Annotated in this window: 27 protein-coding genes and 7 tRNA genes; 2 read left to right on the forward strand and 32 right to left on the reverse strand. The window is 38.0% G+C overall.

The features are described 5' to 3' along the window. Positions 1-134: 134 nt before the first annotated feature. The gene (locus ACESSZ_RS06360; protein WP_008687724.1) at positions 135-698 is read left to right on the forward strand and encodes an HD domain-containing protein; all 564 of its coding nucleotides are present in this window, start codon (positions 135-137) and stop codon (positions 696-698) included. Between the two features lie 82 nt (positions 699-780). Here the strand turns inward: ACESSZ_RS06360 and ACESSZ_RS06365 are convergent, their stop codons facing one another. From ACESSZ_RS06365 to ACESSZ_RS06400, 8 genes are all read right to left on the reverse strand, one after another. After that, on the reverse strand, positions 781-1,077 hold the full coding sequence (locus ACESSZ_RS06365) for a DUF4176 domain-containing protein (RefSeq protein ID WP_008687722.1): 297 nt from the start codon (positions 1,075-1,077) through the stop codon (positions 781-783). A gap of 25 nt (positions 1,078-1,102) precedes the next feature. Then, positions 1,103-1,945: a hypothetical protein gene (locus tag ACESSZ_RS06370; RefSeq protein WP_017144684.1), complete on the reverse strand. Its 843-nt coding sequence runs from the start codon at positions 1,943-1,945 to the stop codon at positions 1,103-1,105. Positions 1,946-2,019: 74 nt separating this feature from the next. After that, on the reverse strand, positions 2,020-2,196 hold the full coding sequence (locus ACESSZ_RS06375; protein WP_008978628.1) for a hypothetical protein: 177 nt from the start codon (positions 2,194-2,196) through the stop codon (positions 2,020-2,022). Further along, positions 2,197-2,493 carry a pore-forming ESAT-6 family protein gene (locus ACESSZ_RS06380; RefSeq protein WP_008687718.1) on the reverse strand — a complete coding sequence of 99 codons (297 nt, stop codon included), beginning with the start codon at positions 2,491-2,493 and terminating at the stop codon, positions 2,197-2,199. Between the two features lie 12 nt (positions 2,494-2,505). Continuing rightward, a complete protein-coding gene (locus ACESSZ_RS06385) occupies positions 2,506-2,808 on the reverse strand; it encodes a WXG100 family type VII secretion target (RefSeq protein ID WP_008687713.1) in 303 nt (100 codons plus the stop codon). A gap of 13 nt (positions 2,809-2,821) precedes the next feature. Further along, positions 2,822-3,076, reverse strand: coding sequence for a hypothetical protein (locus ACESSZ_RS06390; protein WP_008687711.1), 255 nt, complete (start codon positions 3,074-3,076; stop codon positions 2,822-2,824). Continuing rightward, on the reverse strand, positions 3,069-7,166 hold the full coding sequence (locus tag ACESSZ_RS06395) for a type VII secretion EssC family protein (RefSeq protein WP_008687708.1): 4,098 nt from the start codon (positions 7,164-7,166) through the stop codon (positions 3,069-3,071). The genes ACESSZ_RS06390 and ACESSZ_RS06395 overlap by 8 nt, the downstream gene beginning before the upstream one ends. Further along, positions 7,163-8,434 (reverse strand): FHA domain-containing protein, encoded by a 1,272-nt coding sequence (locus tag ACESSZ_RS06400; RefSeq protein WP_008687706.1) that lies wholly within the window; start codon positions 8,432-8,434, stop codon positions 7,163-7,165. The genes ACESSZ_RS06395 and ACESSZ_RS06400 overlap by 4 nt, the downstream gene beginning before the upstream one ends. Positions 8,435-8,635: 201 nt before the next feature. On the opposite strand from ACESSZ_RS06400, the gene ACESSZ_RS06405 reads away from it, so the two are divergent. Beyond that, positions 8,636-9,202, forward strand: a complete 567-nt coding sequence (locus tag ACESSZ_RS06405; RefSeq protein ID WP_008687703.1) for a hypothetical protein — start codon at positions 8,636-8,638, stop codon at positions 9,200-9,202. A 117-nt stretch (positions 9,203-9,319) separates the two neighbouring features. Here the strand turns inward: ACESSZ_RS06405 and ACESSZ_RS06410 are convergent, their stop codons facing one another. The 24 genes from ACESSZ_RS06410 to ACESSZ_RS06525 form a co-directional block, all read right to left on the reverse strand. Further along, positions 9,320-10,021: an ABC transporter ATP-binding protein gene (locus ACESSZ_RS06410; RefSeq protein ID WP_008687702.1), complete on the reverse strand. Its 702-nt coding sequence runs from the start codon at positions 10,019-10,021 to the stop codon at positions 9,320-9,322. After that, the gene (locus ACESSZ_RS06415; RefSeq protein WP_008687700.1) at positions 10,005-10,373 is read right to left on the reverse strand and encodes a GntR family transcriptional regulator; all 369 of its coding nucleotides are present in this window, start codon (positions 10,371-10,373) and stop codon (positions 10,005-10,007) included. The genes ACESSZ_RS06410 and ACESSZ_RS06415 overlap by 17 nt, the downstream gene beginning before the upstream one ends. 15 nt (positions 10,374-10,388) lie before the next feature. Then, complete coding sequence (locus ACESSZ_RS06420) at positions 10,389-10,586, reverse strand: hypothetical protein (protein ID WP_008687699.1); 198 nt, start codon at positions 10,584-10,586, stop codon at positions 10,389-10,391. Beyond that, positions 10,586-11,359, reverse strand: coding sequence for a hypothetical protein (locus tag ACESSZ_RS06425; protein ID WP_008687696.1), 774 nt, complete (start codon positions 11,357-11,359; stop codon positions 10,586-10,588). Before ACESSZ_RS06425 ends, ACESSZ_RS06420 begins: the two co-directional genes overlap by 1 nt. Before the next feature lie 295 nt (positions 11,360-11,654). Beyond that, on the reverse strand, positions 11,655-12,998 hold the full coding sequence (locus tag ACESSZ_RS06430) for an ABC transporter permease (RefSeq protein WP_008687693.1): 1,344 nt from the start codon (positions 12,996-12,998) through the stop codon (positions 11,655-11,657). Then, the gene (locus ACESSZ_RS06435) at positions 12,976-13,869 is read right to left on the reverse strand and encodes an ATP-binding cassette domain-containing protein (protein ID WP_008687691.1); all 894 of its coding nucleotides are present in this window, start codon (positions 13,867-13,869) and stop codon (positions 12,976-12,978) included. Before ACESSZ_RS06435 ends, ACESSZ_RS06430 begins: the two co-directional genes overlap by 23 nt. Continuing rightward, positions 13,859-14,578, reverse strand: a complete 720-nt coding sequence (locus ACESSZ_RS06440) for a hypothetical protein (RefSeq protein WP_008687689.1) — start codon at positions 14,576-14,578, stop codon at positions 13,859-13,861. The genes ACESSZ_RS06435 and ACESSZ_RS06440 overlap by 11 nt, the downstream gene beginning before the upstream one ends. Further along, on the reverse strand, positions 14,575-15,090 hold the full coding sequence (locus ACESSZ_RS06445; RefSeq protein WP_008687687.1) for an RNA polymerase sigma factor: 516 nt from the start codon (positions 15,088-15,090) through the stop codon (positions 14,575-14,577). The genes ACESSZ_RS06440 and ACESSZ_RS06445 overlap by 4 nt, the downstream gene beginning before the upstream one ends. A gap of 462 nt (positions 15,091-15,552) precedes the next feature. Next, positions 15,553-15,628 (reverse strand) — tRNA-Phe (locus ACESSZ_RS06450). A gap of 3 nt (positions 15,629-15,631) precedes the next feature. Further along, positions 15,632-15,708 (reverse strand) — tRNA-Met (locus ACESSZ_RS06455). A gap of 44 nt (positions 15,709-15,752) precedes the next feature. Further along, positions 15,753-15,843 (reverse strand) — tRNA-Ser (locus ACESSZ_RS06460). Between the two features lie 17 nt (positions 15,844-15,860). Continuing rightward, positions 15,861-15,937, reverse strand: a tRNA-Ile gene (locus ACESSZ_RS06465). Positions 15,938-15,949: 12 nt separating this feature from the next. After that, positions 15,950-16,026: transfer RNA gene (locus tag ACESSZ_RS06470), tRNA-Met, on the reverse strand. A gap of 6 nt (positions 16,027-16,032) precedes the next feature. Continuing rightward, a tRNA-Pro gene (locus ACESSZ_RS06475) sits at positions 16,033-16,109 on the reverse strand. Between the two features lie 7 nt (positions 16,110-16,116). Next, positions 16,117-16,193 (reverse strand) — tRNA-Arg (locus ACESSZ_RS06480). Positions 16,194-16,360: 167 nt separating this feature from the next. Then, positions 16,361-16,999 carry a V-type ATP synthase subunit D gene (locus tag ACESSZ_RS06485; protein ID WP_008687685.1) on the reverse strand — a complete coding sequence of 213 codons (639 nt, stop codon included), beginning with the start codon at positions 16,997-16,999 and terminating at the stop codon, positions 16,361-16,363. 2 nt (positions 17,000-17,001) lie between these two features. Beyond that, complete coding sequence (locus ACESSZ_RS06490; RefSeq protein ID WP_008687681.1) at positions 17,002-18,444, reverse strand: V-type ATP synthase subunit B; 1,443 nt, start codon at positions 18,442-18,444, stop codon at positions 17,002-17,004. 16 nt (positions 18,445-18,460) lie between these two features. After that, complete coding sequence (locus tag ACESSZ_RS06495) at positions 18,461-20,212, reverse strand: V-type ATP synthase subunit A (RefSeq protein WP_008687679.1); 1,752 nt, start codon at positions 20,210-20,212, stop codon at positions 18,461-18,463. Between the two features lie 37 nt (positions 20,213-20,249). Beyond that, positions 20,250-20,846 (reverse strand): V-type ATP synthase subunit E, encoded by a 597-nt coding sequence (locus ACESSZ_RS06500; protein WP_008687677.1) that lies wholly within the window; start codon positions 20,844-20,846, stop codon positions 20,250-20,252. Between the two features lie 11 nt (positions 20,847-20,857). Beyond that, on the reverse strand, positions 20,858-21,166 hold the full coding sequence (locus ACESSZ_RS06505; RefSeq protein ID WP_008687674.1) for a V-type ATP synthase subunit F: 309 nt from the start codon (positions 21,164-21,166) through the stop codon (positions 20,858-20,860). A gap of 357 nt (positions 21,167-21,523) precedes the next feature. After that, the gene (locus tag ACESSZ_RS06510; protein ID WP_008687672.1) at positions 21,524-21,967 is read right to left on the reverse strand and encodes an ATP synthase subunit C; all 444 of its coding nucleotides are present in this window, start codon (positions 21,965-21,967) and stop codon (positions 21,524-21,526) included. A 13-nt stretch (positions 21,968-21,980) separates the two neighbouring features. Continuing rightward, positions 21,981-23,900, reverse strand: coding sequence for a V-type ATP synthase subunit I (locus ACESSZ_RS06515; RefSeq protein WP_008687670.1), 1,920 nt, complete (start codon positions 23,898-23,900; stop codon positions 21,981-21,983). Between the two features lie 13 nt (positions 23,901-23,913). Next, the gene (locus ACESSZ_RS06520) at positions 23,914-24,951 is read right to left on the reverse strand and encodes a V0D/AC39 family V-type ATPase subunit (RefSeq protein WP_008687668.1); all 1,038 of its coding nucleotides are present in this window, start codon (positions 24,949-24,951) and stop codon (positions 23,914-23,916) included. Between the two features lie 29 nt (positions 24,952-24,980). Then, positions 24,981-25,292, reverse strand: a complete 312-nt coding sequence (locus tag ACESSZ_RS06525; RefSeq protein WP_008687666.1) for a hypothetical protein — start codon at positions 25,290-25,292, stop codon at positions 24,981-24,983. Between the last annotated feature and the right edge of the window lie 184 nt (positions 25,293-25,476).

Raw genomic sequence — 25,476 nt, forward strand, 5'->3', positions numbered from 1 at the left:
TTCCATTTTCTCTGCTATTCATCATACCTTATTTTCATTATTTTGCCTATAGGATGAATTCACAAATTTCTCACATGATTTTTTACACAGAATATGATACATTGATTATATATCAGAAAAAAGGTGGTAATGGCATGCAGAAAGCAATATTTTCCAGAGTAGATCTAACAAGCGATAACGACTTACTGGCAAAAGAATTTGTCAGTTGTATACAAGATTTAATTGAGGTTGACGATGTACAGGAATTAAAAGCCTTTTCTCAGCATATGGATACTTCACGATTTCAACATTCTCTGAATGTTTCTTATTATTCTTTCTTATTCGCACGAAAATTTCGTTTAGACACCTACAGTATCGCACGTGCCGGCTTACTACATGATTTATATTTTTATGACTGGCGAACTAAGAACAATCGTCCCATGGAAGGCAGACATTGTGCAATTCATCCTTTAATTGCTTTAGAAAATGCTAAGAAAACCTGCACAATCAATCCTGTGATAGAAGATGCCATTGTTCATCATATGTGGCCAATGACCCTTCATATGCCTAAAACAAAAGAAGGATGGCTTCTGCAAGCTGTTGATAAGTATTGTGCACTATCTGAAATCATTTTACAAGGTAGCCGCAAAGTTCGTTATTCTAGAGCAGCTGTTTCTTTTTTAACTATTTGCTCTTTCGCAACTCAGATATGGAAATAATACTGTTTATGCATACTGCTGTGAAATATTTTGATATGTGTACTATAATAGGTTCTATATGATGGCATATAGAACCCTTTTTTTATGTTTCCAGCATCCCTTTTTCTTTCAATTTGCCTATCAGGAAATCGCGAAAGCTGAATTCTTCACTATCCTGCATTCCCACAAAATACACGAATTCTACATCTTCGTGTTGAAATAAAAATAGCTCATGTGGATTTAAAATACCTTCCGGATAGTAACATGCCGCATAATCATAAATTTTTTTCGTGGTGGCTTCCTCTTGGATACGACCGCATATCATGATTTTTTTCGTCCCCTTTTTTAAAGTGACGATACTGCCCAAAGGCAGTAATTCCTGTAGATTCGTTTTATTCATATGTACTCCTTTATTGCCTTATCGATCAGTAATTTACTTTTACACGGAAACCCAGACCAGCTAACAAACTGCCTTTTGCTCCAAATGAAAATTCTCCTTTTTTACTGGAAAACTCAGCTCCTGCTCCGATAGCACCTAATTCACCAGTGCCAGTTGCTGTTATGCTCACGCCCAAAATCGTTATGCTGCCTTTTACTTCACCTTGTACTGCTGCTGCACCAACTTCACCCTTTAAAGTAAGCTCTTCTTTATTTAAGACAGCTGTCCCTTCCGCCTTAACAACACCAACTCCCACACTTGCTTCACCATCCGCGTACACATAAGAATTACCTAAATGAATATCGGCAACTGCCTGTGCCAAGGCTGCTTTTGCCACCAAGCTGACGGTTAGTGAAGGAGAGAAACCTTGATTATCATACAACGAAAACTTAGCATCCCCACTGACACTGGCACTTCCAACACTCGTTGATAAATTTCCTTGCGCATACGTTTCATGAAATCCCACAGAAAATTTCACAACATCCAGTCCAGCATAAATCCCTGCACAGACACCATTTTGCAAATAACTAAACAAGGATTTATCTTTGCGAAAAGACGTATGCCAGCGCATAGAATGATCCATCGTGTATGTTTGATATTGCAAATGATCACTTATCGCCTTTGCTTTGCTGCTCAATGACGATTCCATATTTTCATAAGCTGTTGCACTCGTTTTTAAGTGTGTACAAAGTTGTTGCTGTTTTGTTTGTAAAAGTGAAAGTGATCGTGATAACTGTGACAACACATGAGGTTGAATAACATCACTAGTTACCTTTTGCAGTTTTTGTAAATCCTGATACAGTTGTGACAAAGGAAGTGTCTGCAGCAATAGCTCAGCATCTTTCAGCCTTCCAGTATTAATACATGTCAATGCATGTTAAATGGCAAATATTTTACTATTTTTTATATCTGCAGCCACCTTCTTTGCTGTTGCAGTTCTTTTAACATAGAACGAATCACTTGCAATAAAAGCGAATTTTCATTATTATCTTCAACTGTCTGCAAAATGACAGTCACCTGATTCAGCAGTTGTTCACATTGCGTCAAATGTAATTCATAAGCATAGCTGTATGCATTCATTTAACGAAATTGATCTGCTCCGGCCTGTAGCTGCTGTTCCAGTGTATGATAGGTATCTACCGTCTGATCGAGAAAACGGGCATAAGATTCTACAACACTTCGATAGTTATCAAAAACGGGGAGTAAACTGTGAAATCTTGTTCGCAAAGTTTCTGACGCCGGACTCTGCCAATAAGCAGCCAACTGATTCATTGTCATACTAATATCTTGCAAACAATGATTCAATTTCTGATTTTGAGTACGGATGGCAGCGGCACAGCCTTGAACTTGTGCCAGCGTGATCGTTAAAGTATCCATGTATACGCCCTCCTAATTTATTAGATGCCGTGCTTGTTGTGCACGTTCATTCTGTGTATTGCGATATGCCCTAGCCGATGCTTTTAAAAATTCTGCATACTCCTTCATCAAATTTCGCATTGAGGCAAAGTCTTTCACAAAGCCATTAATTTGCTGAACAAATGCCTGATTATCCTTTCCTTGCCAATTATTTCCCATCGTTTGAACATCTTGAAACAAACGACGATATTCACGTTCATAATTCATATACATCTGTTCTATGTGAGAAGCGCTTGCCTCTAGTCGTGCTGGATCTACATTGATTTTTACACTCATGATAAACTACCTCCTAAAATAAATATATACAATCACCGCTTTGGACCCTTGCCTCTTTTATTGTGCTATCCTTTCTAAGCACACAGTTATTGCTAGCGTTATACAACAAGATTGGCTTTGGTATCCATACTCCTTTCTCTACCTGTTGCATCGCTGCTTCATATAAAAGCTGCATCGCCTGTTGAATCGTCAAAGAAGATGCCAGACCTGCATCAAAACGCATTTGCACGACTGGTAGGCACGTCTCCACCAAAATTCTTTCATCCATGTTGATCGTCCTCCCATACACGTATCCATCGTATTTCCCCCTTTCGATACCATAAAGCTTCGTGCTCCTGTAATTCTTTATCCATACATGCCATAGGCAGTTTCAATATTGATGCTGCTTCCTGCAATCCTTTTCCAATCCACAAAATATCCCCTTCATACAAAGCCTGCACATACCATGGCAACAATTGCAGCTCGCTAAGTGTTGTAAGATTTTGTAGTAATACTGGTATGCGCTGGTTTTCTTGTTGCGGTAAGGAAGATGTACCTTGATACAGCGATAAGTGTTGGGCATAACTTGGGAAACGTTGTTTCCATTCATTAAGATAAGCGATAAACGCATTTGCATATTGAAAAGCCTGACATATGAAAAGATAGGAACATGAATCGAGCATTAACCAACAATCTTCTTTACTTTCTATATCTTTTCCTAAAAACAAAGCATCACTACGGTATTGCGTTGATATATGTTTGGGAAGGATAGGAACAGCATATACACTTTGTCCCTGTGTTTGGGCAAGCAGCAATTGTTCTTGTATACTGTTTGCATATGGATAAATTTGAAATAGCATCACGCGCTGTTGCCTGATAAAAAGACCACTGCCTTTTTGTGCCATAGGCCGCAACGAAGTATCTTCTAATAAACAGGCATACTCACTTGAATCCGGCAGTTGCAAAACATAACGTTGCGCGAAATAAGTAAGAAGACGATAAGGTAATAAAGCGATTGCAGTAACACTCATGAAAATATGCACAAAAGGCGTTTTTAAAAATACGGAAGTTAATACATCATCCAGTTGCGGATAGCTTTCCTTCCATTGCTCATAGCCATGAATGATAAGCAATATATGCTTTGTATCATCCTGCCATAAGGTTTCATGTTGCAGCTGATAAAATAAACTTTCCACATATTCGTTATCTTTCATACACATCACATTCGCAACTATATCTAATTGTTGCAAAACCTTTAACTTGGTGGCAAAACCATCCAAAACATAAATTGCCGATAGCTCCCTGTACGCAATTCTCGCGCATTCCCATAAGAATTTCTCAATAAATATCGTTTTCCCACTCCCTTGCTTTCCCACAACCAATGCATGTGTCATGTTCACAATAGGAAATAGAAATGGAAATTGCTGACGCTTGCTGATATCATCCGCCATTCCCAAACAAGGCTCACTTTCTGTACATAAACATTCTTGTACCTTAAACGGTAATGGAGCATGCAAAAAGAACGGGCGCTGATCATCTGCTACTTCACTTTGTTGTTGTAGATAATGACAAATAACATCCAGCTGGGTATGCAAGGAAGCTTCCTGCTTTTTTAACTGTTGCTTATGGATGATTTCAAATTGATCGTTATATAAGCAAATATCCTGTGCTAAAGGTTTTTGATATGTTGTTTCCGGATGATACGGGGCTTGCGTCCAACTGCTTATTCCTTGCAAATATAGCTCATCATTTCCCACCTGCATATAAAATTCACCAGCCTGTTGAAGATTACATGCATCCTCTTTTTTTAACATATCCATACTATCGCTTTTATCCTGCACCTTTAAACATATATGAAAACGCGCATTGCTCCATATTTGATCATCGATGATGCCATATGGCTTCTGTGTAGCCAATACCAAATGAATGCCTAAACTTCGACCAATGCGCGCTGCTTGTTTTAATTGTTCCATGAATTGTGGCTGTTGAGTTTTCAATTCAGCAAATTCATCAGCAATCAGAAACAGATGTGCCAAAGGTTTTTTTACAAGAGCTTCACGATAATAGTGTTGATAAGCATCCATATCTACCGTAGCCACATCAAGCTGTCTTTTAGTATCTTGAAACAACTGCTGACGATATTTCAATTCCGCATCTAGCGCCTGCATAAAGCGATACATATTCCCTTCTTCTAGATTCGTCATACAATATGCGATATGTGGGACATTGGCAAATGCGTTTGCCATCATGCCACCTTTGTAATCTATCAATACAAAACTCACTTCTTCGCAGCTATAACAAACACATAATGACAATATATATGTCATTAAAAATTCACTTTTTCCTGATCCCGTCATGCCGGCAATCAAACCATGTGGTCCATGGCGGCTTTCATGGGCGTCTAAATACACCATTTCACCATGTTGATCTTTTCCCACAATGACAGCTAAAGAACGTTTTTGCTTTCTTTGTTTCCAACGATGTAATACATCTAGTTGCGATACATTCCCACAATGATACATAGACAGAAACGACAGTTTCGTACTTGTTACACAAGACATTTTGGTATAGCTGTCGATAACTTGAAAATTATTTTTTATGACATCATCTGCACATGGAAAAGGCTGAAATGATATGCTTTCACCAGCTTGCTGAAGATATGCCAAATCACGCCGAGGCACATAACAAAGTGTTTCCATTGCCGATGCTAAAAAAGTTTTTTCCTTTGCTTGTTGTAAAACATGTAGAAATGCATATTGCTTTATGTATTCATCAATGGGAAGATAGGACATCTTAGAAGATGTAAAATAAACCAAAAGGCATGTAATATTCTGTTGTTGTAACTTTTGCAGGCTATTTAATAAATAGGATACCGACTGGCGATCAGTTATAAGTAAACGTTGTTGATCTAAGAAAACATGAGGTAAAAAACGTAAATGCCACGCTCGTGTCAGATATTCATCGCCAATTAAAAAAAGTTTTAATTGTTTTGGTGAGTGCGTCAGACATAGTTGCAATACCAATTGCAAGCTCATCCATAAACTCTCTTCACCCCAAATGGCTAGACTACGGTGCTCACCAAAAGAATGCGTAATCGTCTGTTGAAGCTGTAACGTAGCTTGCTCAATAAAACGGGAAAACGCTTTTGTTATAGATGTCTCATACAGCGACAACTCTTGTTGTTGATAGTTCAAAGGCACTTGCAAGCTCATCCTAGTTTCCCCTAACAAGACATCTAAAAAGCCGTTCGCTTGCTTTGTTAGAAACCATATTGGATGCGCCTGCTCTTGCAGCTTTTCATTTCCTAATAACCAAAGCTGTTTTTGCTTTATCATATAAGCAATTTTAGCACTGACCTGATCCTCTATACTCTTTTGTTTTTTTTCTAAATAGGACAAATACACGGTTTCATATTGTCGTTGTTTTTGAAGTTGTTGTCGTTTTTCAAAGGAACGACTTATGATTGGCCACAATATGGTTGAAAGCGCCATACTGGCAGCCATGACCAAAGAAGGCATACTTTGCCATATAGATTGTTTCAGTATGATTGCTTGCATCCATGCTGATATCCCCATCACAATTGATGAAATGCCCATCGTTAAGGAAGGCCCTAGGGAAAGCCATAAGGGAAGCTGATTTTGTGGCACTTTGTCATTCGGTGGTTCTATGGTAATTGGCTCTATCGAAAATTTTGGAAAATGGACACTACTTTCCTTTAAACAGAATTGCTGTGGAGATAACGCTTGTTCAGTAGGCAATTGATAATATGAGAGATTTCGCACGCGGACACCTTCTAACATCTGCACCATAAAAAAATCATGACCAAATACCAGCTGCAACCCCATGATATGAATAACATCGCCACATTGTAGCTTTATTTCTTTCACACGTTGCTGATTCACATACACACCATTACGACTTTGCAGATCACTAAGCACCCATTGTGTTTGCTCACAACGCAATAAAGCATGATGAAATGATACATAAGGTTGTTCATACTGAATTTCACAATCTTTTCCACGACCAATGAGAATTTGCTTATATGATAAAGCGTAATAACGAAATTGGGGCATAGTATCATATTGCTGTAATAATAAACGTAAACTTGGCTGTCCATAAAATTGATGAATATGTGCTCTTTTCAAAAAGCCTTCACAAAGCTGCTTCGCATCATAAAACTGTTGATTACCATACCAATGCCAGCCTAGCTTACTATCCCAGCTTACCTCCATCACAGGTATGCGTTCATCTTTTGATTCTAAATACAGCCAATACTTGGCACGCTCTTTTATAAGTAATTCAATTTGGGTAACATTTTCTTTGGTATATAAACAAAATGAGCTATGTAAACACAATAACTCTGCTGCTTGCCTATTCATGAAGAAACCTTGCTATGATAATAAAAGCACTGATTCGCAAAAGCGATTTTATCACCATCCTGTAGCCTTTGTTCATGAATCTTTTCCCCATTCACAAAGGTTCCATTAGAGGAATGCAAATCTTTTAAAAGGTTTTGCGAACTTTCCATCGCCGCATGATACGCTGATACTTCCAACGCCTGTAAACAAAGATCATTATCCGGGCTTCTTCCTATCGTAAAAGGTTCTTTGATTAAGATAATTCGCTCATGACTATCCACATTTTCCAAATAAGGTATTGTTTCTTCAAATAAAACCACAGTTTGCGCATAGCTGTCCTCTCTCTTGTCTATTGTCGAATATGCTTCTTCTTTCACTTGATGATTATGCGCAAACTCATTTGGAAAGCTTGGAATATCCACTTTATCCAATCTTCTGTTACTTTGATCTTCTGCCTTTTCTATTACCTTTTCTTTATCCTCCATAGCTGCTCGTATAGCATCACTATTTGAATTTTGATCTTTCTTTCCCTGTCTGCGTTTCCTCTTTTTTATTTTAACCTTATTCGAAGCTTTGTCAGATGTATCTTCTTCTTTCATCTTTTGTTGTGTCCCACAGTACAGCCTTTCTTCCTGAATGGAAATTTCCGGCAGAATACTGGGATAAACTTGTACATTAGGTAGATCTCTTACATAATAAGCCTCCTTCTCTTTATGCCATATGCGCTGCCACCAAGTTAACTTTGCCATCGTTTGTTCCTGTAATGCATGCAATTGTTGTAACAAGACAGGCAATGTGAATTCTTTTTGTTTTAATATTTGAACCAATAATCCAGCTGTTTCATAATCTTCATTCGTATGTACCGCACTCAACAACTGTTTAACAAAGGCTTTTACTTCCTCTTTTTGAAATAACCAACCATCTTCTTGTAATGGCAAAACAAGAAATTTTAAATGCTTTCCATCAGCTGATAAAAAAATATATTCTACATCTAAACAGATGGGTTTGCTGGCATTGACACGAACCATATCTTCTAAAATGAAAAGCAAAAAAGCAAGAAATTCTCCCTTTTCAAAAGCATGTTGCTGTAAATAAGAACGTAATGTGAGATGTCCCTTTAGATCATAATACAAACGGCTTTTACTTCGGTAATCACGTATACAAAGTAAACAGCTTGCATCCTCATGCATTTTCTGAAACAGATAGTCATCAAAATCAGCCAGACGTTTCAACTGAACTTCTAAAAAACCATCTTCACGTTTTTCCATCTTTTTCAGCTTATCATTCATTGCTCTATCCCCCTTCACCTTGTATATACGTTTTAAAATCAAAAAAACGTAATTTTTAATGATTTATTTCATTTTTTTATTTTAGGTTCATAAAAACTGATAACAAATACGGTCAAATCATCATCCATGTCATAATGAATGATCTCTTTTTATCTACTTGTTTTTTGTGTATAATAATGACATTAGAAAAGGAGAGTTGCCATGAAGGATAGGAATCAATTCATACAGTACATTGCCATTGTTTTGATTTGTATAATAAATCTGGGAACCTTATGGTACTGTGCTCCCCTAACAGAAAACTTATCTTACCTTGGAAATACATTACATCATCCTGTATATTTAATAATATGGGCAAGCAGCGCTGCCGCCTATTTTTTCTGGTATACAATGAAACTCATGCAAGCGTTACGCTATACATCATCTTTGGGTAAGTTTTGCTTAGGTGTTGTCTGTATCATCATGATCATATCTGTCTGTCTTCCCTATGATCCTATGCAATATCCTCAATTATCCAAATGGCATACACGGCTTGCTATGTGGTCAACCATTGGCTATGTCCTGTTATTCTTTCATTTTCTTTTCGATACATTTAAAAAAGATTATCGCTTCTTTAGGAAAGCTTTTCCTAAATATTTTACCCTTGTTGTATTTGACAGTTTGCTTTTTTTATTAAATGGAGGCGTTTCTACTTTATTAGAAATATCTTTTACGATTGGCATGAGTCTGTTCCTGTCGTATTTACTACATGAAAATGTACCATCTAAATAGCCTAAGCTATTTTCGTCTAGTCCACTACATCCATCACATAACAAAAAAACGTATATCCTCATTCCTAATGAATGATTCTATACGTCATTATTATGCTAAAACAGTTATTTTTTCGCCTTATTCATAACGAAATTCCTCACGGAATAATTCATCTATCGACTTGTTGCTTTCCTGACGAATTTCTTCTACTTCTTTATTCAAAACAATTTTACCTTTCTTAATGAAAATAACATTACTGAAAATTCGTTCAATATCAGCAATCAAATGTGTGGCAATTAAAATGGTCTGCTCAGGTGAATAATTTTCCAATATCGTATCTAAGATCACTTCACGTGCCGCAGGATCAACACCACCAATTGGTTCATCTAAGATAATCAGCTTAGCTTTGCGGCTCATGACCAAAGCCAGTTGAAACTTCTCTTTTGTTCCTTTCGACATCGTTTTAATCCGCACATTTTCCTCAATCTGGAACTTTTTCATAATTTCCAGACATTTCGCATAATCAAAATCAGCATACATATCCATAAAAATTGATAATGCATCCTTAACCTTCATCCAATCTGAGAAATAAGGTTCATCAGGTAAATAAGATACGATTGCTTTCGTTTCCGTGCCAATCGCTTTTCCATTGATTTTTACAACACCGCTATAATCCTTTAACAATCCCGTCAATATTTTGATCAGAGTTGTTTTACCACTGCCATTTGGTCCTAACAAACCAACAATCTGTCCGGGCTGTAAAAATATATCTATATCATGTAATGTCGGCTTATTACCATATGCTTTATTTAATCCGCAAATCTCAACAAGATTTTCCATTTTGTAATCGCTCCCTTATCGTTTCCATCAATTCCTCTTCATCAAATCCATATTCATGTATTTCTCTTAGAAATTGATCTGTTTTCTCTTTCATCATTGTTACTCTTAATTTTTGTATACGTTCAATATCATCACATATAAAACGCCCACTCGTTCGTTCGCTTGCCACGAGTCCTTCGCGTTCAAGTTCACTTAACGCTCTTTGTACCGTATTTGGATTTACACCATAATCAATTGCCAATTCACGTACAGAAGGAATTTTTTGTGATGGTTTATAAGTTCCTGTTATGATCAATCGTTTTATTTCGGTCATAATTTGTAAATAAATTGGTAGATTTGTATCAAAGTCCATCAAGATCACTCCTTTTTAGTACTCACCATTTTTCATACGTTTTACTGTATGCAGACATGCTGCTATAATAATCAGCAAAATGAGGATACCAATCAGATAAAATGGCCATCCGATCGTAAAATAATCAAAGACCAGATATCCGGTATACAAATACCAAAAGGAAAATAGCAGAATCAACGCAATAATAAGTACTTTTTCCTTAAGATCCTTCATCATTCTACCTCTATTTTATGATCTATCAAATACTTACCTGAGAAGAAATACAAACAAACTAACAATAATTCCCAGCCACATAAAATGAGTAATTTCGTCATATCTGTTAACAATGTCGTATTTATATTTTGTCCTATCATTGCATTGCTTGTGACCATTTGTAATAAAGAACCTTGTCCGGGATTGATGAACATGTTCATAATCTCCGATGATACCCAAGAAATAATTAAAAACAGCACAATAGCAATAGGGACACGGAAACGTTGGATATGTGTCGTATGAGTAATATCAATTACAAGATATAATAAGGTAATACTTTCCACAACACCTAGCACAGTGTATACCGCATATAAGATTGCTCCCCATGAAATATGGATATGCGAAAATGCCTTAAAAAGGAGCTGTAGATCGAAATTGTCGACAGATAAACCAATGACAATAATGGAGGCAAGGATAACACCATAGGATAGTGCAAACCAAATAAGCCCTACCAAAATTTTTACAATTAACAGCTTTGTCGTAGATACCGGTAGTGTATGGGTTAAATATGCCGGTTTGGCAAACATGGATGTATGATAATTTTTAATGATGACATACATCGACATGATTAGGATAACACATAGCAGCAATCCATAAATCAATGTTAATGTTACCACAAACATTGAATCTATACTTGGATTGATCATCACCGCCAATAATAATGTGATTGCATATAAAATAAGAAAACCTCGATATGAACATTTCAATTCATGTTTACATAATTTCCAAAACACTTTTATTCCCTCCTTGTTTCTTACTAGATGTATTATTGTATTAATCATCTAATACAATAATACATTGATCTGCCAGTTGTGTCAACCATTATTTCACTTGATATGTGTTATGGAAAATAAAGATCACTAACGTTATGGATAACGTATGAATTGTTTCTCCTTTTTATATAGCGTCGCAATTCCCAAAGATTATCTTAATTTCATAACTATTGTTTCATATCTCTGTAGGTTATCTTGTAAAAAAACCTCATGACATTAACATCATAAGGTTATTAGATTACCAATCAATGAGAAATTATATAAGATGTTTCTTATTTTTCTGATGAATAAGTAATAAACATATACCACAGCCAAGAAACCAAACCAATACATATAGCCATAATCGTAAAATCGTTATACTGCCAAATTGGAAAAACAATTGTGATGTATACCCCAAATTATCAAATATCCGCATTAACAGATAGGATGGAAACCAGACATTGAGATTGGTACTTTGCAACGTAAAGATATTATAGATGGGTAATATCGTCAGCATTAAAACACTGACCCCTGCAATATACGTATTTTTTACATAACGTGATATTGTTAAACATGTTAATGTCAATGCTGTATAGCCAACCAACAATGCAAAACACACGATTATTAAAAGTTCCCCATTCGTAAAAATATAAGGTACGATGCTATTGGCAGATACATCACCGATGCCATAATAAAACATCTGTAAGTCAAAACCACCATACCGTAGATAATTAACCAAACTGGAGATAATTGGTATCAGCATAGGAATCAATACGCCAATAGTCAAAGCGACAATGAGTTTAGCGATAGATACTTTTTTCCATCCAGCCTTGCTTGTACAAAGATATATCATTGTTTGTTCACTTGATTCTTTGCTGTAAATATTGCCTAACAAAATACTGATGAGCAATAGAACAAGAAAATTCACTCGCATGATTTCATCAAAATATTTATTAGCTAGGATGGTGGGATGATAGGTCTTTGACGCATTCAGAAAGCGGGTATTTAACGTATCGTAGTACATCGCATTAAAACCATTACACTCTTTCAAAAAACACTGTGTGGAACCTTGCTCAGCTTTTTCTTTGGTATAAAGATAATCTTGACGGTTCGTTAATATCACCGTATCTGGAAACATTGCCTTAAGATCGGATACCTCTCTTTCATCAGTATAAAGATAATGTATCGTAAAATCTTCCAGTCTTACAATCGACTGTTGCTGGGTATCATCTTGACTCATAACGTTCCAATCATTCAACATTTCTTGCGTCAAAGTGTGCTCTTCATATGCCTTTACAAGTTCTTTCCAGTGTGTACCATACGTTACCTTCATATAATTTTCATCCAAAGAACGACTAGAATTATAATGCTCTTGATCAATCTCATTGTAATGGATGGCGCCCATCTGTTTCTGTAACTCTTCAAAGCTTTTGTTCGCAAAGTTTTGTTGTTCTTTCACCACATCGAGATGTTCATCGGATACGAAATAATAGTCTTTTATATCCGTTGTTACATTCGTTTTAATCTGGTAAGCACAGGCCGCTAACAACACCACGAACAGCAATAAATTGGAACGGCTTTTCGCTAACTTTTTCCATTCATAACAAATTAGTTTCCACATATTCAGCCTCCTCATGAAAATAAGATAAATATACATCATCTAATGTTGGTTCTACAACAATTGAGCGCTTATCTTTCATATCGTCACTTAACAAACGAAACAGGATACCTTCACTTACTCTTTTACAATTCACTACTGTGTAATTTTTTTCAATAATTTCTCGCTCATTTTCTGCTGTTAATAATTCATAAACGTGTCCTTTTAATTCTTGCAATGTATCTGTTACTGTCTTTTGGAAGAGAATATGCCCTTCTTTCATTAGCAAAATATCATCTGCTATATTTTCTATGTCACTGACGATATGAGTTGAAAGAATCACAATAGTATCTTTTGCTAAACGCGATAATAGCTGCCGCAAGGCAATACGCTCTTTAGGATCTAAGCCACTGCTTGGCTCATCCAATATCAATAGCTTAGGATGGTTTAACAGGCTCTGTGCAATACCGACACGCTGTAGCATACCACCAGATAATTGACGCAATTTCTTTTTGGACTGTTCTTTTAGATGTAATAACTCCAATAGCTCATCAATTTTCCGTTTTGCATAATCAGCTTCCAGACACTTTAATACGGCAATATATTGGAGAAATTCAATTACTGTGAAATTCATATAAAATCCTGCATTTTGCGGTAAATAGCCCAAATGAAGAATGTATTCTTCATAATTTTCCATAATATTTTTAGCATTAAAGGTAACTATACCTTCACTTGGTTTTAAAATACCACACAACATCCGCATAAGTGTTGTCTTCCCGCTTCCATTTGCTCCTAATAAAGCATGAATACCTTCTTGCAAAACAAGATTCACATCGGCAACCGCTGCCTTTTCTTTTGTATAAAATTTGCTGAGATGATGTGTCTTAAGCTCCATAATGAATCCTCCTTTGTAATTTTAAGCCATATCGATATGCGGCAATCAGAAATAATACGGTAGAGAACAATGACACAATAAGTGTTTGGATCCAACCTAACTGCAGTGCACTACTGTTAATCAAGATTGGATGAAAGAAATTGCTAAAGAACAAAAATAATATTATATAGCTGATGAAAGCTGTATAAAGTCGTTTGATTCTGTTTAAGAAAAACAACATACAACCATGTGCCAGGAATAAAGGTATTAAGGCTAATTGCATGATTTCTAACATGGAGATGTCCATACGTAGATAGCCAACTATTGAAAAGCTTAGAAAACTAATGAGGTGTATAATAAGAAACGTACACATATGCAAGATAAAGCGTTTACCTTCATGAATTGGAAGTGCCTGCATTAATTCTTCCATATCATTATTTTTAAATTCATATAATTGATAGAGAAAATAGGACCCTAGTAACAGATAATACAGCAACACGATTCCGATTTTCATTTGTTCTGAAAAAAGTAAAAAATATAGTAAACAGAGTAAAAAGAAGCCATATACTACACTTATACGTTTAATTTCTAATTTCGCAAATTGACGATAGGCTGTTTTTTTACTGACGAACCAATTTTCTTTGTGTTTCATTAGTGTTTGGCATTGCGCTATCGTTTTTTCCATTGCCTTTTCATCATATTGCCGCAATTCTTTCCAATGTATTCTCATAGCCATTCCTCCTTTTTCATATACGTTTTAAGTTTTTTTAAGCCCAAACGAACACGCGTTTTTACCGTAGATTCACTAATGTTTAGTAATGTTGCAATCTCTTTACTTTTTAATTGTTCAAAGTATTTTAACAATAATACATCTTTTTGTTCATCCGGCAATTTGTTAAGATAAAAAATCAATCGTTGTCGATCGTATGTATCTTCTGTTTTTTCATCAGCAATTTCCAAATCATCCGGCAATGCTATTTCTTTGTATTTCGCATACCAACTATTGCACTGATTGATGGCAATTCTTAGTAAATATTGTTTGGTTTTTCCTTGAAAGGTGTAGGAGTCAATATGTTGTGTGAAACGGATAAAGACTTCTTGTGTAATATCTGCTGCAATATCACGATGTTTGACACGTGCATAGACATAGGAATATATCTGTGGATAATATTGACGGATCAACGTATCGAGTGCATTCACATCGCCATGTCGTATGTGTTCTATGATTGTATGTTCTTTCATAGCAGCCTCCTCATATAGTTAACTGATAAATCAGAAAAAAAGTTTTCTTTTAATCGTTTTTTTTATGCGTGTCGTAGTAACGCCTATTTTGAAATACAATAAGGTGTGTACGATTATGGATGTGCGTTTGACTACCCTGTTAGGAACGAAGTGCACTTGACGAGATCAATTGAGCATAAAATTGCGTTCATCCTGTCATCCATACGGGTAAGCAAGGTCGCGGGAACGTTATGAAAATAGCCCCCGCCACGTCATACCCAAGTAACATGTTCATGATTGGAAAACCGGTAGGTTTATTTCTCCGCCATTGTACAGGCAGAGCAGCCCTCACGTGCATGTTGCATCCTTCCCCCGCCACTTTTTCGAATAGACGTTAATGAGGAATGTAAGCAACGGACATATCCGAATGTTCAATTCCACACAAAAAAAACCGCCTCATCTAGAGACGGCCAGTTATTCAAATGGTGGTCCCGGTCGGAATTGAACCAACGACACACGGATTTTCAGTCCGTTGCTCTACCGACTGAGCTACGGGACCATTTGGTTGCGGGGGAAGGATTTGAACCAACGACCTCCGGGTTATGAGCCCGACGAGCTACCAGGCTGCTCTACCCCGCGATGTTTAATGAGCGATTCGGTTTTCACATATTTGAATAACGTAATGGCGGAGGAACTGGGATTCGAACCCAGGCGCCAGTTTCCCGACCTACCGGTTTTCAAGACCGGACCCTTCAACCACTTGGGTATTCCTCCAAAATATAGTTTTATTTTGGTGGACCCTGTAGGACTCGAACCTACGACCGACCGGTTATGAGCCGGCTGCTCTAACCAACTGAGCTAAGGGTCCATTTAGCCAAATTGGTGGCGGGGGCGAGACTCGAACTCGCGACCTTCCGGGTATGAACCGGATGCTCTAGCCAACTAAGCTACCCAGCCAAATAATGGTCGGGATGACAGGATTTGAACCTGCGACCCCTTGATCCCAAATCAAGTGCACTACCAAGCTGTGCTACATCCCGATATAAATGGCGCGCCCAGTAGGAATCGAACCCGCAACCTTTTGATCCGTAGTCAAACGCTCTATCCAGTTGAGCTATGGGCGCATTTATGAAACCATTTTTTCTTTTGCACTTCATCAGTGCCCTAATATAATAACAAATAATTCCTACTTATGCAAGTGTTTTTTTCAATTTTTTAAAAACTTTTTTGAATCTTTTTACGGCTCTTTTAAAACCCTTTATTTAAAGCATTTTAACATCATCAGGAACAGCTACAAAGGCCGTTCCTGACTACTTTTTTTATCTTTCGTTGCTTTAATAACCTTCTGTCGAGAAAACTCTTCGCGCTCTTTTTCCTCTAACGCATCACTAATGAATTTAATATTTCCTTCAAAATCCGGTATCACGATATTCTTCAACGCATTTGCTCGCTTTTGCGCCTTGCGAATAGCATTTGCCAAGCGATAAACACTATTCTCAACCTCCGCCAAAACAACGGTCAGCTCCTTCACACGATAAAAGCAGCGATACGCATAATCCAATTTAGAATTCGCATGTTCTAAACCATAACTCAAAGTATAATCCGGCTTATCATAAGAAATCTTAGGAATTTCAACACCCATGACACTGCGATAACTCACATGTATACCATTATCGATAGGAACTGCTTCAACCAGATCACTGATAACACCCAACGTCATATTCGCTTGCTGTAAAGCCGCATATGCACGTTGATAAGTCTCAGTTATTTCATCACGTAACATTTTGACATCATCCAGTAAACCCATCATTTCACGCGTTAAAATATTCCGTTTACGATCCATAAGCTCATATCCCATATGAGCCAGCGCATTCGACTTTTTCGTCGCAATCAGATTTCCCTTCGTAGGAAATACCTGTTTATTTGCCATGACTACTCACCCTCATTCGCCAGTTCACGGATAATTGGTTCCTCTTTGATGTTGAAACGTTTCACAGCACGTTTGTGATCATAAAACTTCTCCAACACCTCGTTATCTACACGATCTAGTTCCGCTTTAGGTAAGACAGAAATCAGATCCCAACCTAAATCCAAGGTTGTTTCAATACTTCGATTATCCTCAAAACCTTGATTCAAGAAATACTGTTCAAATAGATTTCCAAATACCATATACTGTTTATCTGCATCACTTAACTCATCCTCACCGATAACGGATGCCAGACTACGCGCATCCTGTACCTTGGCATATGCTGCAAACAACTGATTTGATACATCAGAATGATCTTTACGCGTATAACCCTCACCTATGCCATCCTTCATCAAACGGCTTAAAGACGGTAAGACACCTACTGGTGGATATACTCCCATTTGATTCAGATTACGATCTAACACGATTTGCCCTTCTGTAATATAACCAGTCAAATCGGGAATTGGATGCGTAATATCATCATTGGGCATCGTCAGAATAGGAATCTGTGTCACAGAACCTTTTGCATCCTTAATGATTCCTGCTCTTTCATATAAGGAAGCCAAGTCAGAATACAGATAACCCGGATAACCTTTCCGTCCTGGGATTTCACCCTTACTGCTAGAGAACTCACGCAGTGCCTCACAATACGATGTGATATCCGTTAAGATAACCAATACCTGCATGTCATGCTCATACGCCAAATACTCTGCGGCAGTTAACGCGCAACGTGGTGTTAACGTACGTTCTATGATTGGGTCGTTTGCTAGATTGACAAACATGACAACCTTTTCCATGACACCAGCCTCTTCAAACGAACGCTTAAAGTAATCTGCCACATCATTTTTTACCCCCATGGCCGCAAACACGATACAGAAATTTTTACCATCTCCATCTGATATCTTTGCTTGTTTTACAAGTTGTACTGCCAATTCGTTATGTGGCATACCGGAGCCGGAGAAGATTGGCAGTTTTTGCCCACGAATCAAGGTCATCAAGGCATCAATACTGCTGATACCGGTATTTATATAATTTCGCGGATATACTCGAGATACTGGATTCAATGGCTGTCCATTGATATCCATACTCTTTTCCGCATAAATTTCACCCAAGCCATCAATTGGCTGTCCACTACCATTGAACGTTCGGCCAAGTATTTCTTTTGATAAGGCTAGTTCCATTGGCCGCCCTGTGAATTTCGTTCGTGTATTTTTTAGTGATAAACCATTTGTACCTTCAAATACCTGAATTGCTGCCTTGTCGCCCTCAAGCTGAACGACCTTACCTAAACGCGTTGTTCCATCACTGCACTTGATTTCTACCATTTCCTCATAGCTGGCATCTAACACATGATCCAGAAAAATCAGAGGTCCATTGACTTCATGCAATCCTACATATTGTAGACTCATTGTACATTTACCTCCTTCACGCTATGGTGCTGATGGCAGAATCAATCATCGTCGGATACTCATCCAACAATGCTATATTGTCATTCGGCACATCATATTTCATCTTTGTAACTTTATCAAATAAACCAAGCTGCATTACCAGACGCAGTGGTTTACCGGTCGTAATTACCTCTTTACAACGACGATATAAATACAAGATTGTATCCATCATCTTTAACTGTTTTTCTAAAGGCACATACGTATCATCTTGATGAAAGGCATTCTGTTGTAGATAGCCAACTCGAATAACCTTACAGATTTCAATTACCAGTTTTTGATCTTCTGGTAAAACATCGCTACCAATCAGCTTAACGATTTCCATTAATTTTGTTTCCTCTGCTAATAACGACATGATTTCCTGACGGTCACGTAAGAAACGCGGATCAACATTTTTATTGTACCAGCGTGACAAATCTGTTACATATTCAGAATAGCTTTCATTCCAGTTAATAGCAAAATAGTGACGCGCATATGCTAAAGATTTATCCAAAGCCCAGAAACAACGAACAAATCGCTTGGTATTCTGGGTTACCGGTTCACTAAAGTCATTACCCTGAGGAGATACTGCCCCAATGATAGACACACTACCGGTCGCATCATTCAAAGTTTCCATATAGCCCGCACGTTCATAGAACTGCGAAATACGAGATGGCAGATAAGCTGGGAAACCTTCTTCAGCCGGCATTTCTTCCAAACGTCCACTGATTTCACGCAATGCCTCTGCCCATCGTGAAGTAGAGTCGGCCATAATAGCAACATGATATCCCATATCACGATAATATTCTGCCAAAGTCAAACCCGTATAAATGCTAGCTTCACGTGCAGCGACTGGCATATTAGACGTATTGGCAATCAAGACGGTACGATCGGTCAGCGGACGATTAGATTTTGGATCAATCAGTTCCGAGAATTCCTCTAAAACCTGCGTCATCTCATTACCACGTTCTCCACAGCCGACATACACAATGATATCCGCATCACACCATTTTGCCAATTGATGCTGTGTCATCGTTTTTCCGGTACCGAAACCGCCTGGAATTGCGGCTGTTCCTCCTTTGGCGATTGGAAATAGGGTATCAAAAATACGTTGACCGGTAATCAACGGTACGCTGATTGGCAAACGTCGTTTCACTGGACGTGCCGTTTTGATAGGCCATTTCTGACATAAGGTCAGCTCATGTACCTCTCCTTGTGCATCTGCCACTTTGGCAATACATGTCAAAATGTTATATTGACCATTCGAAACTGTTTCAATAACCTCACCTTCCAGTGTTGGCGGAATCATACAGCGATGTTCGATCAATGGCGTTTCTGGCACCGTCGCAAAAATCTGTCCGCCTATGACATGATCACCGACCTTTACCTTCATGGTAACATCCCACAAAACTTCTTCATCTAAGCTAGCCACATCACTTCCGGTTGCGATAAAGGCACCCGATTGTTTGGCAATTTCCTTTAATGGACGTTCAATTCCATCAAAGATATTTCTTAAAATTCCCGGTCCCAGTGTTACTGAAATCGGACTTCCGGTAGGTTCTACCGGCTCTCCTGGTTTCAATCCAGTCGTTGATTCATATACCTGAATGACCGTAGCCTCACGGCTGATGGATATTACTTCTCCCATCAGACGCTGATGACCGACGAACACCTTCTCCATCATAGAGAAATCGGTTGAATCTTTCACCTTTACAACTGGCCCGTTGATGGAATAGATTACATTTTCACTCACATTATCACCTCGATCATGCGAAATTTACATTCACATGTTATTTTATAAATAATCCTGAATTTGTATAGAACCAGCTGCGTTGTTCCTCAATTGCCGTATCAAATGTTTCATCAATGACAATGCCGCTATCTTCACAAGCAAGCAAGAATCCACCAATGCTGATACTGGCATCCACTTCACCGACACACCCATGACCATATCGTTCACATAACATTTTCAGATAACGTTCATCTTTTTTCGCCATATGCAAAACCGCATGCTCCTGTGCATGTTCTGCCAGTTTATCAAGCTTATCCAACAGCATTGTTTTATATGCTTCACTTTCACAATAAGCAAGCATACGTTGTTTTACCTCATCAAAAACAGCCTCATTCAGCTCTTTACGCTTTGCCATCAGCTTACGGTTAGTATCTTCATGCAAACGGCTTAAAGCAATGGCATGCTCACTTTGCTTTTCACGCAATTCTGTTTCTCTCAGCATACCGGCCTCAGTTTGGGCACTTTGTTCCAAAGAGGCGATTGTCTTTTTGCGAATTTGTTCGATTTCACGTTCAATACCGCTGATCTGGATGTCGCTGACTCGTTGTATCTCTTCTTTAAAATATTCTTCCAGTTTCATTTTTTCATCAAGCATCACTCAACACCTCATAGTTTCACACCGATTGCCTCGGATACATAGCCATCAATTGTTTCGCCAATTTTGGCGGAGCCATGACGATCCGGTATCTCAACAATCAGCGGTTTCTTTTGTTTTAGTTTCAACTCAGAGATTACTTCGGGACATGTCTGAATCAGTTTGGTTGTCATTAAAACAATGGCCACATCTTCCATATGCATGGCTGTTTCCAAAGCCTGTAGCACCTCATGGCGCTCATGTACAACAACACCCTCAATACCAGCCAGACGCAATCCCATCTGTGTATCAATATTATCACTGAGCAAGTAAAATTTCATAGGAAAGCTCCTTTCCTTACAGCTGTTTATTACTTTCTATACGACCTACATCAACAATACAAGTAGTCTCATCCTATATGGTACAAGATGAAATCATCTTCCTTTTATATATGAAAAGGCATTGTGAAGGCAGTATAAATAAGTTTAGAATATCATCATGATTTAGAATTTCTTCATGTATAGAATTTCACCATGATTTAGAACTTCATTATGATTTAGAACTTCATTATGATTTAGAACTTCATTATGATTTAGAACTTCATTATGATTTAGAACTTCATCAAGATTTATAATTTATCAAGATTTATAATTTATCAAGATTTAGAATTTCATCATGATTTATAATTTCATCAAGATTTATAATTTCATGAAGATCATAATAATAGAAATCAACAAACCATAGATAGCAACACCTTCACCCATGGCAACAAAGATCATTGATTTACCAAAGTTCTTTTCATTTTCTGAGAAAGCACCAATGGCAGCTGGTGCTGCAGCAGCTACGGCGATACCAGCCCCTAATGCTGAAAGTCCGGTAGATAAAGCAGCTGCCATAAAGCCCAGACCCTGACCGATGGAGCCAGCCATCTTCAATGCAATATCATCCTGTGTCGCAGCATATGCCTTAGAAGCAGCAAAGAATACTGTTCCAAGCAGAATGGCAAAGAAGAAACATACATGCGTAATCATGCGGCGTTTGGCCACTGATGCGCTCTTTTTTCCACGAAATACATTCACCAAAGGTAAAGAGATCAATACGATCAAAATCAGTGGCAACAATAATTCAAATGCGTTTAACATAATAAATTTCCTCCTAATCGTTCAGTGTTTTAAACACGATTCCATTTCCCGTAAAGTAACGGGAGAACATTTCATAAAATTCTAATCGCAGTACCTGGATACCGACAATCAGTCCTTCCAAACACATAACTAGAATATTCCCAAAAATACCAACAGCTAATCCGCCGATACCGCCAGCCATTTCCATGATCATGGTAACTGCCATCATCATGCCCGCGTGGGATAAGACGAATCCACCAACACGTAAATAGGAAATGGTATTGGTAATATAAGATAAACAAATTTCAAACAATTCAAAGAATCCTTCCATAAAGAAAGCCCCAAAGCTTTCCGGGAACATGCTTTTACCATCCAGTTTGCGCATGAGTGGTTCTTTTAAAAAGATTAATAGAAGTGGCACAACGATCAGCAGCAGGATATACAGTGGTGAAAATACGCTGATACCAACAGCTGTAAAGCCGGCACCAATTACTAAAGCACCATAGAAGACAAGCCCTGCCACTCCGTTTTGAGAAAACAGGCATTCCCCTTTATTATCATCTTTGGCATGCGTAATGATATTTAAAACGATTGAGAACATATTCAAGAAAGCTCCAATGCCAACCGCTACGATCAATAAAGGCAAAATGAATTCACTTGACATAACTTCTATAGGCTTCTCAGTAAGTCCTAAGATTGCATGATAGAGAGGGTTCAACATGGTTTCATTACCGAAGACGGAACCAAAGACGAAGCCAAAGATGGTAGAAAAGATACCGATACGAATCATGACATCTCCTAACTGCATCTTTTTATATTTATACATCCACCATCCAACAAGGATAACACAAAGTCCCTGACCGACATCTCCAAACATCATACCAAATAATAATGAATAGGTAATAGCGACGATTGGTGTTGGGTCAAAGCCTTCATACTCCGGCGTGCCATACATTTCTATAAACATCGAGAACGGCCTGGCAAACCACCCATTCTTTAATTTGGTCGGAGGCGAGAGTCGCTTGTCGCTATGGGCAGGTCTGACTTCGATTTCCACCTCCTTCAATTCTGAGAATGATGCTTTCAGTTTTGGTACATCATCTTCTGCAATAAAACCTGTTATGGAGAAACGTTCTCCTAATCCAACGACATATTTACGTGCTTCAAAGGTATGATTCAAAAAAGCTAATTCGCTTACGATTTTAGCAATATTTTCACTGCATTCCTTTTTTAAGTTTGCCAGCACTTCTTCTACGTGCTGTAACTGTTTATAATCATTGTCTATTTCCTCTTGCAAAGATTCCTTCGCTCGTTCCGGTGTTCCATGAACAAATTCCGGAATACGGATACGCTCGAAGTATAAGGAAGAGAAAATGTTATCGACATCTCCTTCATATTTTGATGTCGTAATATATAAACACCAGCTATAGGTGTCATCTGTATTGAAGGATTTAAAGACAAATGGACGGTTACGATAGTACTGTAATTTTTCCACACTATCGATTGGCAAACGGCCAAAGCGAATTTTTATATACTCACACTCGAATAAATCATCCAAATTTAAATCAATACTTTCAATATTTCTGACCTGAACTAAGGCGTCCTTATTTTCCTGAATAACGTGTAACAGATCATCTCGAATCTGTGCGCCATCCTGATAACGCTGATAAATGCCATCTACATAAGAAGTCATCTTATCCAGATCATAGTCACGGCTTTTCATACTCAGCTGCGGCAAATTCAATTGCATCTCGTTGACGATTTCTTGTACATGAGATAATACTTCTGCGATAGGATTTTCCTCGCTCAATGTTGTTAAGCCATGTACACTGTCCACAAATTTACTGGCTGGTTCCGGATGAAAATAGTTCAAATCCACAAATTTTAATAAGACATCATTGAGATACTCATTATCGGCCGTAATGTTGATGAGTTTCATTTTTGCGATCGCCATGATATCCTCCTTTCTAATACACCAGCATCGATGCAATATCTTCGCTGTTCACCTGATAGCGAACACCTTCGATGATATTGATGATGTTGTCAAGTTCTCGCTGCATAACGACGAGATAACTGCTGTATACCGTTGGCGCATCCTGAGCAAAATACACATTGCGTTTTGCCATTTTATAAAGATAAGCCTGGGTATAATATTCTACATATAAATCTTCTTTATCTTCCAGATGCAGATGGTAAGGGCCTTCCTTAAGTTTCTTCAAAAATAATGGCAAGGGACTTGCCAGAAGCTCTTCCAATCGCTCTTTGGAAATGCGATGATACAATGGCACTAAAGAATCCCGTATGGTATCCTCTCTTGCCTGAAAATACTTTTTAAAACGATAGATTTTTGTCAGATTATCTAGTTCTGCCTTAGTGGCAAACATATCATGGCATTGTTTACGGCTTTTTCCTTTTAACACATCGTGAATCGTATCCATTGCATGCGCATAATACTTCTGATGCAAAGTCGTCTCGATGTCCGTATAGGCAATATCGTTTTCCTGTCCTTTTTTCACCCGATAAGGGACAAGGGCATCATAATACATCGTTTTTTTCACAACCTCCAGCAATTCATCAAAGCTGCGAACATTCCCCAATTTCGTCAAATCATAACTAGTATATGCTTTTAGGAAAAGGGGAAATTCTGCGATAGCATCTTCATACGCCTGGGAAATCAAAACACGAATGCGTGATAGCAATAAGTCAATTTCTATCTGTTGCATATGCAACTTATAATACTGCTGCTGCTTAGATTCACTGTAACGATACAGTTTCATAGATTTGCGAAAGCTTTCTCTTCGTAAAAGATCTTCCAGCTGTCCACGGTGAATGTTGTTTTCGCGTACATCTTTTAGGGCATGTGCATAGGAAGTGCCATTTTTTAGGTAGGCCGCTATTTCGGCAACGCTGCGCTTGTGCAGCAATTCTTCATAGTCCTGTGCGCTCAGCTGTTCGCCAAGCATACTTCTTGCTTTTGCGGCGATAACACCAGCTGCCATTTCCATTCACCATCACCTCCTTATCGGCATCACATTTATGATGCCAGACACCGTTGAATGATTTCGTTCACCCACTCCTCTTTGCTGGCATCATACTTCGCTTCCAGATTATGCAGTGCATCTTGATAGGCTTTTTCTTCCTGCTCTTGTTCTTTTTGTAAAGCTGCATTCAGTTCTGCCTGTTTCGCTTCCAACAATGCTTTTGTTTCCTGTTGATACCGCGATTTGATTTCATCATCTTGCTGTTGTATCAAATTTTGGATATTCAGACGTTCCTGTTGCTTTTCTTTTACTCGTCTTCTTGCCTGTTTGTCAGCGTCAACGATTTCTCTGATAATCTCTTCCAAAACACGACACCTCCTTTTTTATTATTATAACACTTTCAGCGATTTAGGATACAGGAATCTTTCCTAAATCATTTTCAAAGTATATTCCTTTTTTTCGTATTTTTCAACAATGAAATTAAAAATTGGTTCATGCATGAAAAAAAGGGTCAAAAACCCTTTATATAAAGGATTTTTGACACCTTAG

Origin of the sequence: Eubacterium sp. 3_1_31 (assembly GCF_964249515.1) — a bacterium.
Taxonomy (GTDB): domain Bacteria; phylum Bacillota_I; class Bacilli_A; order Erysipelotrichales; family Erysipelotrichaceae; genus Longicatena; species Longicatena caecimuris.

Excerpts from the sequence above, each read along its gene's own strand:
- ACESSZ_RS06360 (WP_008687724.1), top strand. The coding sequence starts at position 135 with ATGCAGAAAGCAATATTTTCCAGAGTAGATCTAACAAGCGATAACGAC.
- ACESSZ_RS06365 (WP_008687722.1), bottom strand. The coding sequence starts at position 1,077 with ATGAATAAAACGAATCTACAGGAATTACTGCCTTTGGGCAGTATCGTC.
- ACESSZ_RS06375 (WP_008978628.1), bottom strand. The coding sequence starts at position 2,196 with ATGAATGCATACAGCTATGCTTATGAATTACATTTGACGCAATGTGAA.
- ACESSZ_RS06380 (WP_008687718.1), bottom strand. The coding sequence starts at position 2,493 with ATGGATACTTTAACGATCACGCTGGCACAAGTTCAAGGCTGTGCCGCT.
- ACESSZ_RS06385 (WP_008687713.1), bottom strand. The coding sequence starts at position 2,808 with ATGAGTGTAAAAATCAATGTAGATCCAGCACGACTAGAGGCAAGCGCT.
- ACESSZ_RS06390 (WP_008687711.1), bottom strand. The coding sequence starts at position 3,076 with ATGGATGAAAGAATTTTGGTGGAGACGTGCCTACCAGTCGTGCAAATG.
- ACESSZ_RS06395 (WP_008687708.1), bottom strand. The coding sequence starts at position 7,166 with ATGAATAGGCAAGCAGCAGAGTTATTGTGTTTACATAGCTCATTTTGT.
- ACESSZ_RS06400 (WP_008687706.1), bottom strand. The coding sequence starts at position 8,434 with ATGAATGATAAGCTGAAAAAGATGGAAAAACGTGAAGATGGTTTTTTA.
- ACESSZ_RS06405 (WP_008687703.1), top strand. The coding sequence starts at position 8,636 with ATGAAGGATAGGAATCAATTCATACAGTACATTGCCATTGTTTTGATT.
- ACESSZ_RS06410 (WP_008687702.1), bottom strand. The coding sequence starts at position 10,021 with ATGGAAAATCTTGTTGAGATTTGCGGATTAAATAAAGCATATGGTAAT.
- ACESSZ_RS06415 (WP_008687700.1), bottom strand. The coding sequence starts at position 10,373 with ATGGACTTTGATACAAATCTACCAATTTATTTACAAATTATGACCGAA.
- ACESSZ_RS06420 (WP_008687699.1), bottom strand. The coding sequence starts at position 10,586 with ATGAAGGATCTTAAGGAAAAAGTACTTATTATTGCGTTGATTCTGCTA.
- ACESSZ_RS06430 (WP_008687693.1), bottom strand. The coding sequence starts at position 12,998 with ATGTGGAAACTAATTTGTTATGAATGGAAAAAGTTAGCGAAAAGCCGT.
- ACESSZ_RS06435 (WP_008687691.1), bottom strand. The coding sequence starts at position 13,869 with ATGGAGCTTAAGACACATCATCTCAGCAAATTTTATACAAAAGAAAAG.
- ACESSZ_RS06440 (WP_008687689.1), bottom strand. The coding sequence starts at position 14,578 with ATGAGAATACATTGGAAAGAATTGCGGCAATATGATGAAAAGGCAATG.
- ACESSZ_RS06445 (WP_008687687.1), bottom strand. The coding sequence starts at position 15,090 with ATGAAAGAACATACAATCATAGAACACATACGACATGGCGATGTGAAT.
- ACESSZ_RS06485 (WP_008687685.1), bottom strand. The coding sequence starts at position 16,999 with ATGGCAAATAAACAGGTATTTCCTACGAAGGGAAATCTGATTGCGACG.
- ACESSZ_RS06490 (WP_008687681.1), bottom strand. The coding sequence starts at position 18,444 with ATGAGTCTACAATATGTAGGATTGCATGAAGTCAATGGACCTCTGATT.
- ACESSZ_RS06500 (WP_008687677.1), bottom strand. The coding sequence starts at position 20,846 with ATGCTTGATGAAAAAATGAAACTGGAAGAATATTTTAAAGAAGAGATA.
- ACESSZ_RS06505 (WP_008687674.1), bottom strand. The coding sequence starts at position 21,166 with ATGAAATTTTACTTGCTCAGTGATAATATTGATACACAGATGGGATTG.
- ACESSZ_RS06510 (WP_008687672.1), bottom strand. The coding sequence starts at position 21,967 with ATGTTAAACGCATTTGAATTATTGTTGCCACTGATTTTGATCGTATTG.
- ACESSZ_RS06515 (WP_008687670.1), bottom strand. The coding sequence starts at position 23,900 with ATGGCGATCGCAAAAATGAAACTCATCAACATTACGGCCGATAATGAG.
- ACESSZ_RS06520 (WP_008687668.1), bottom strand. The coding sequence starts at position 24,951 with ATGGAAATGGCAGCTGGTGTTATCGCCGCAAAAGCAAGAAGTATGCTT.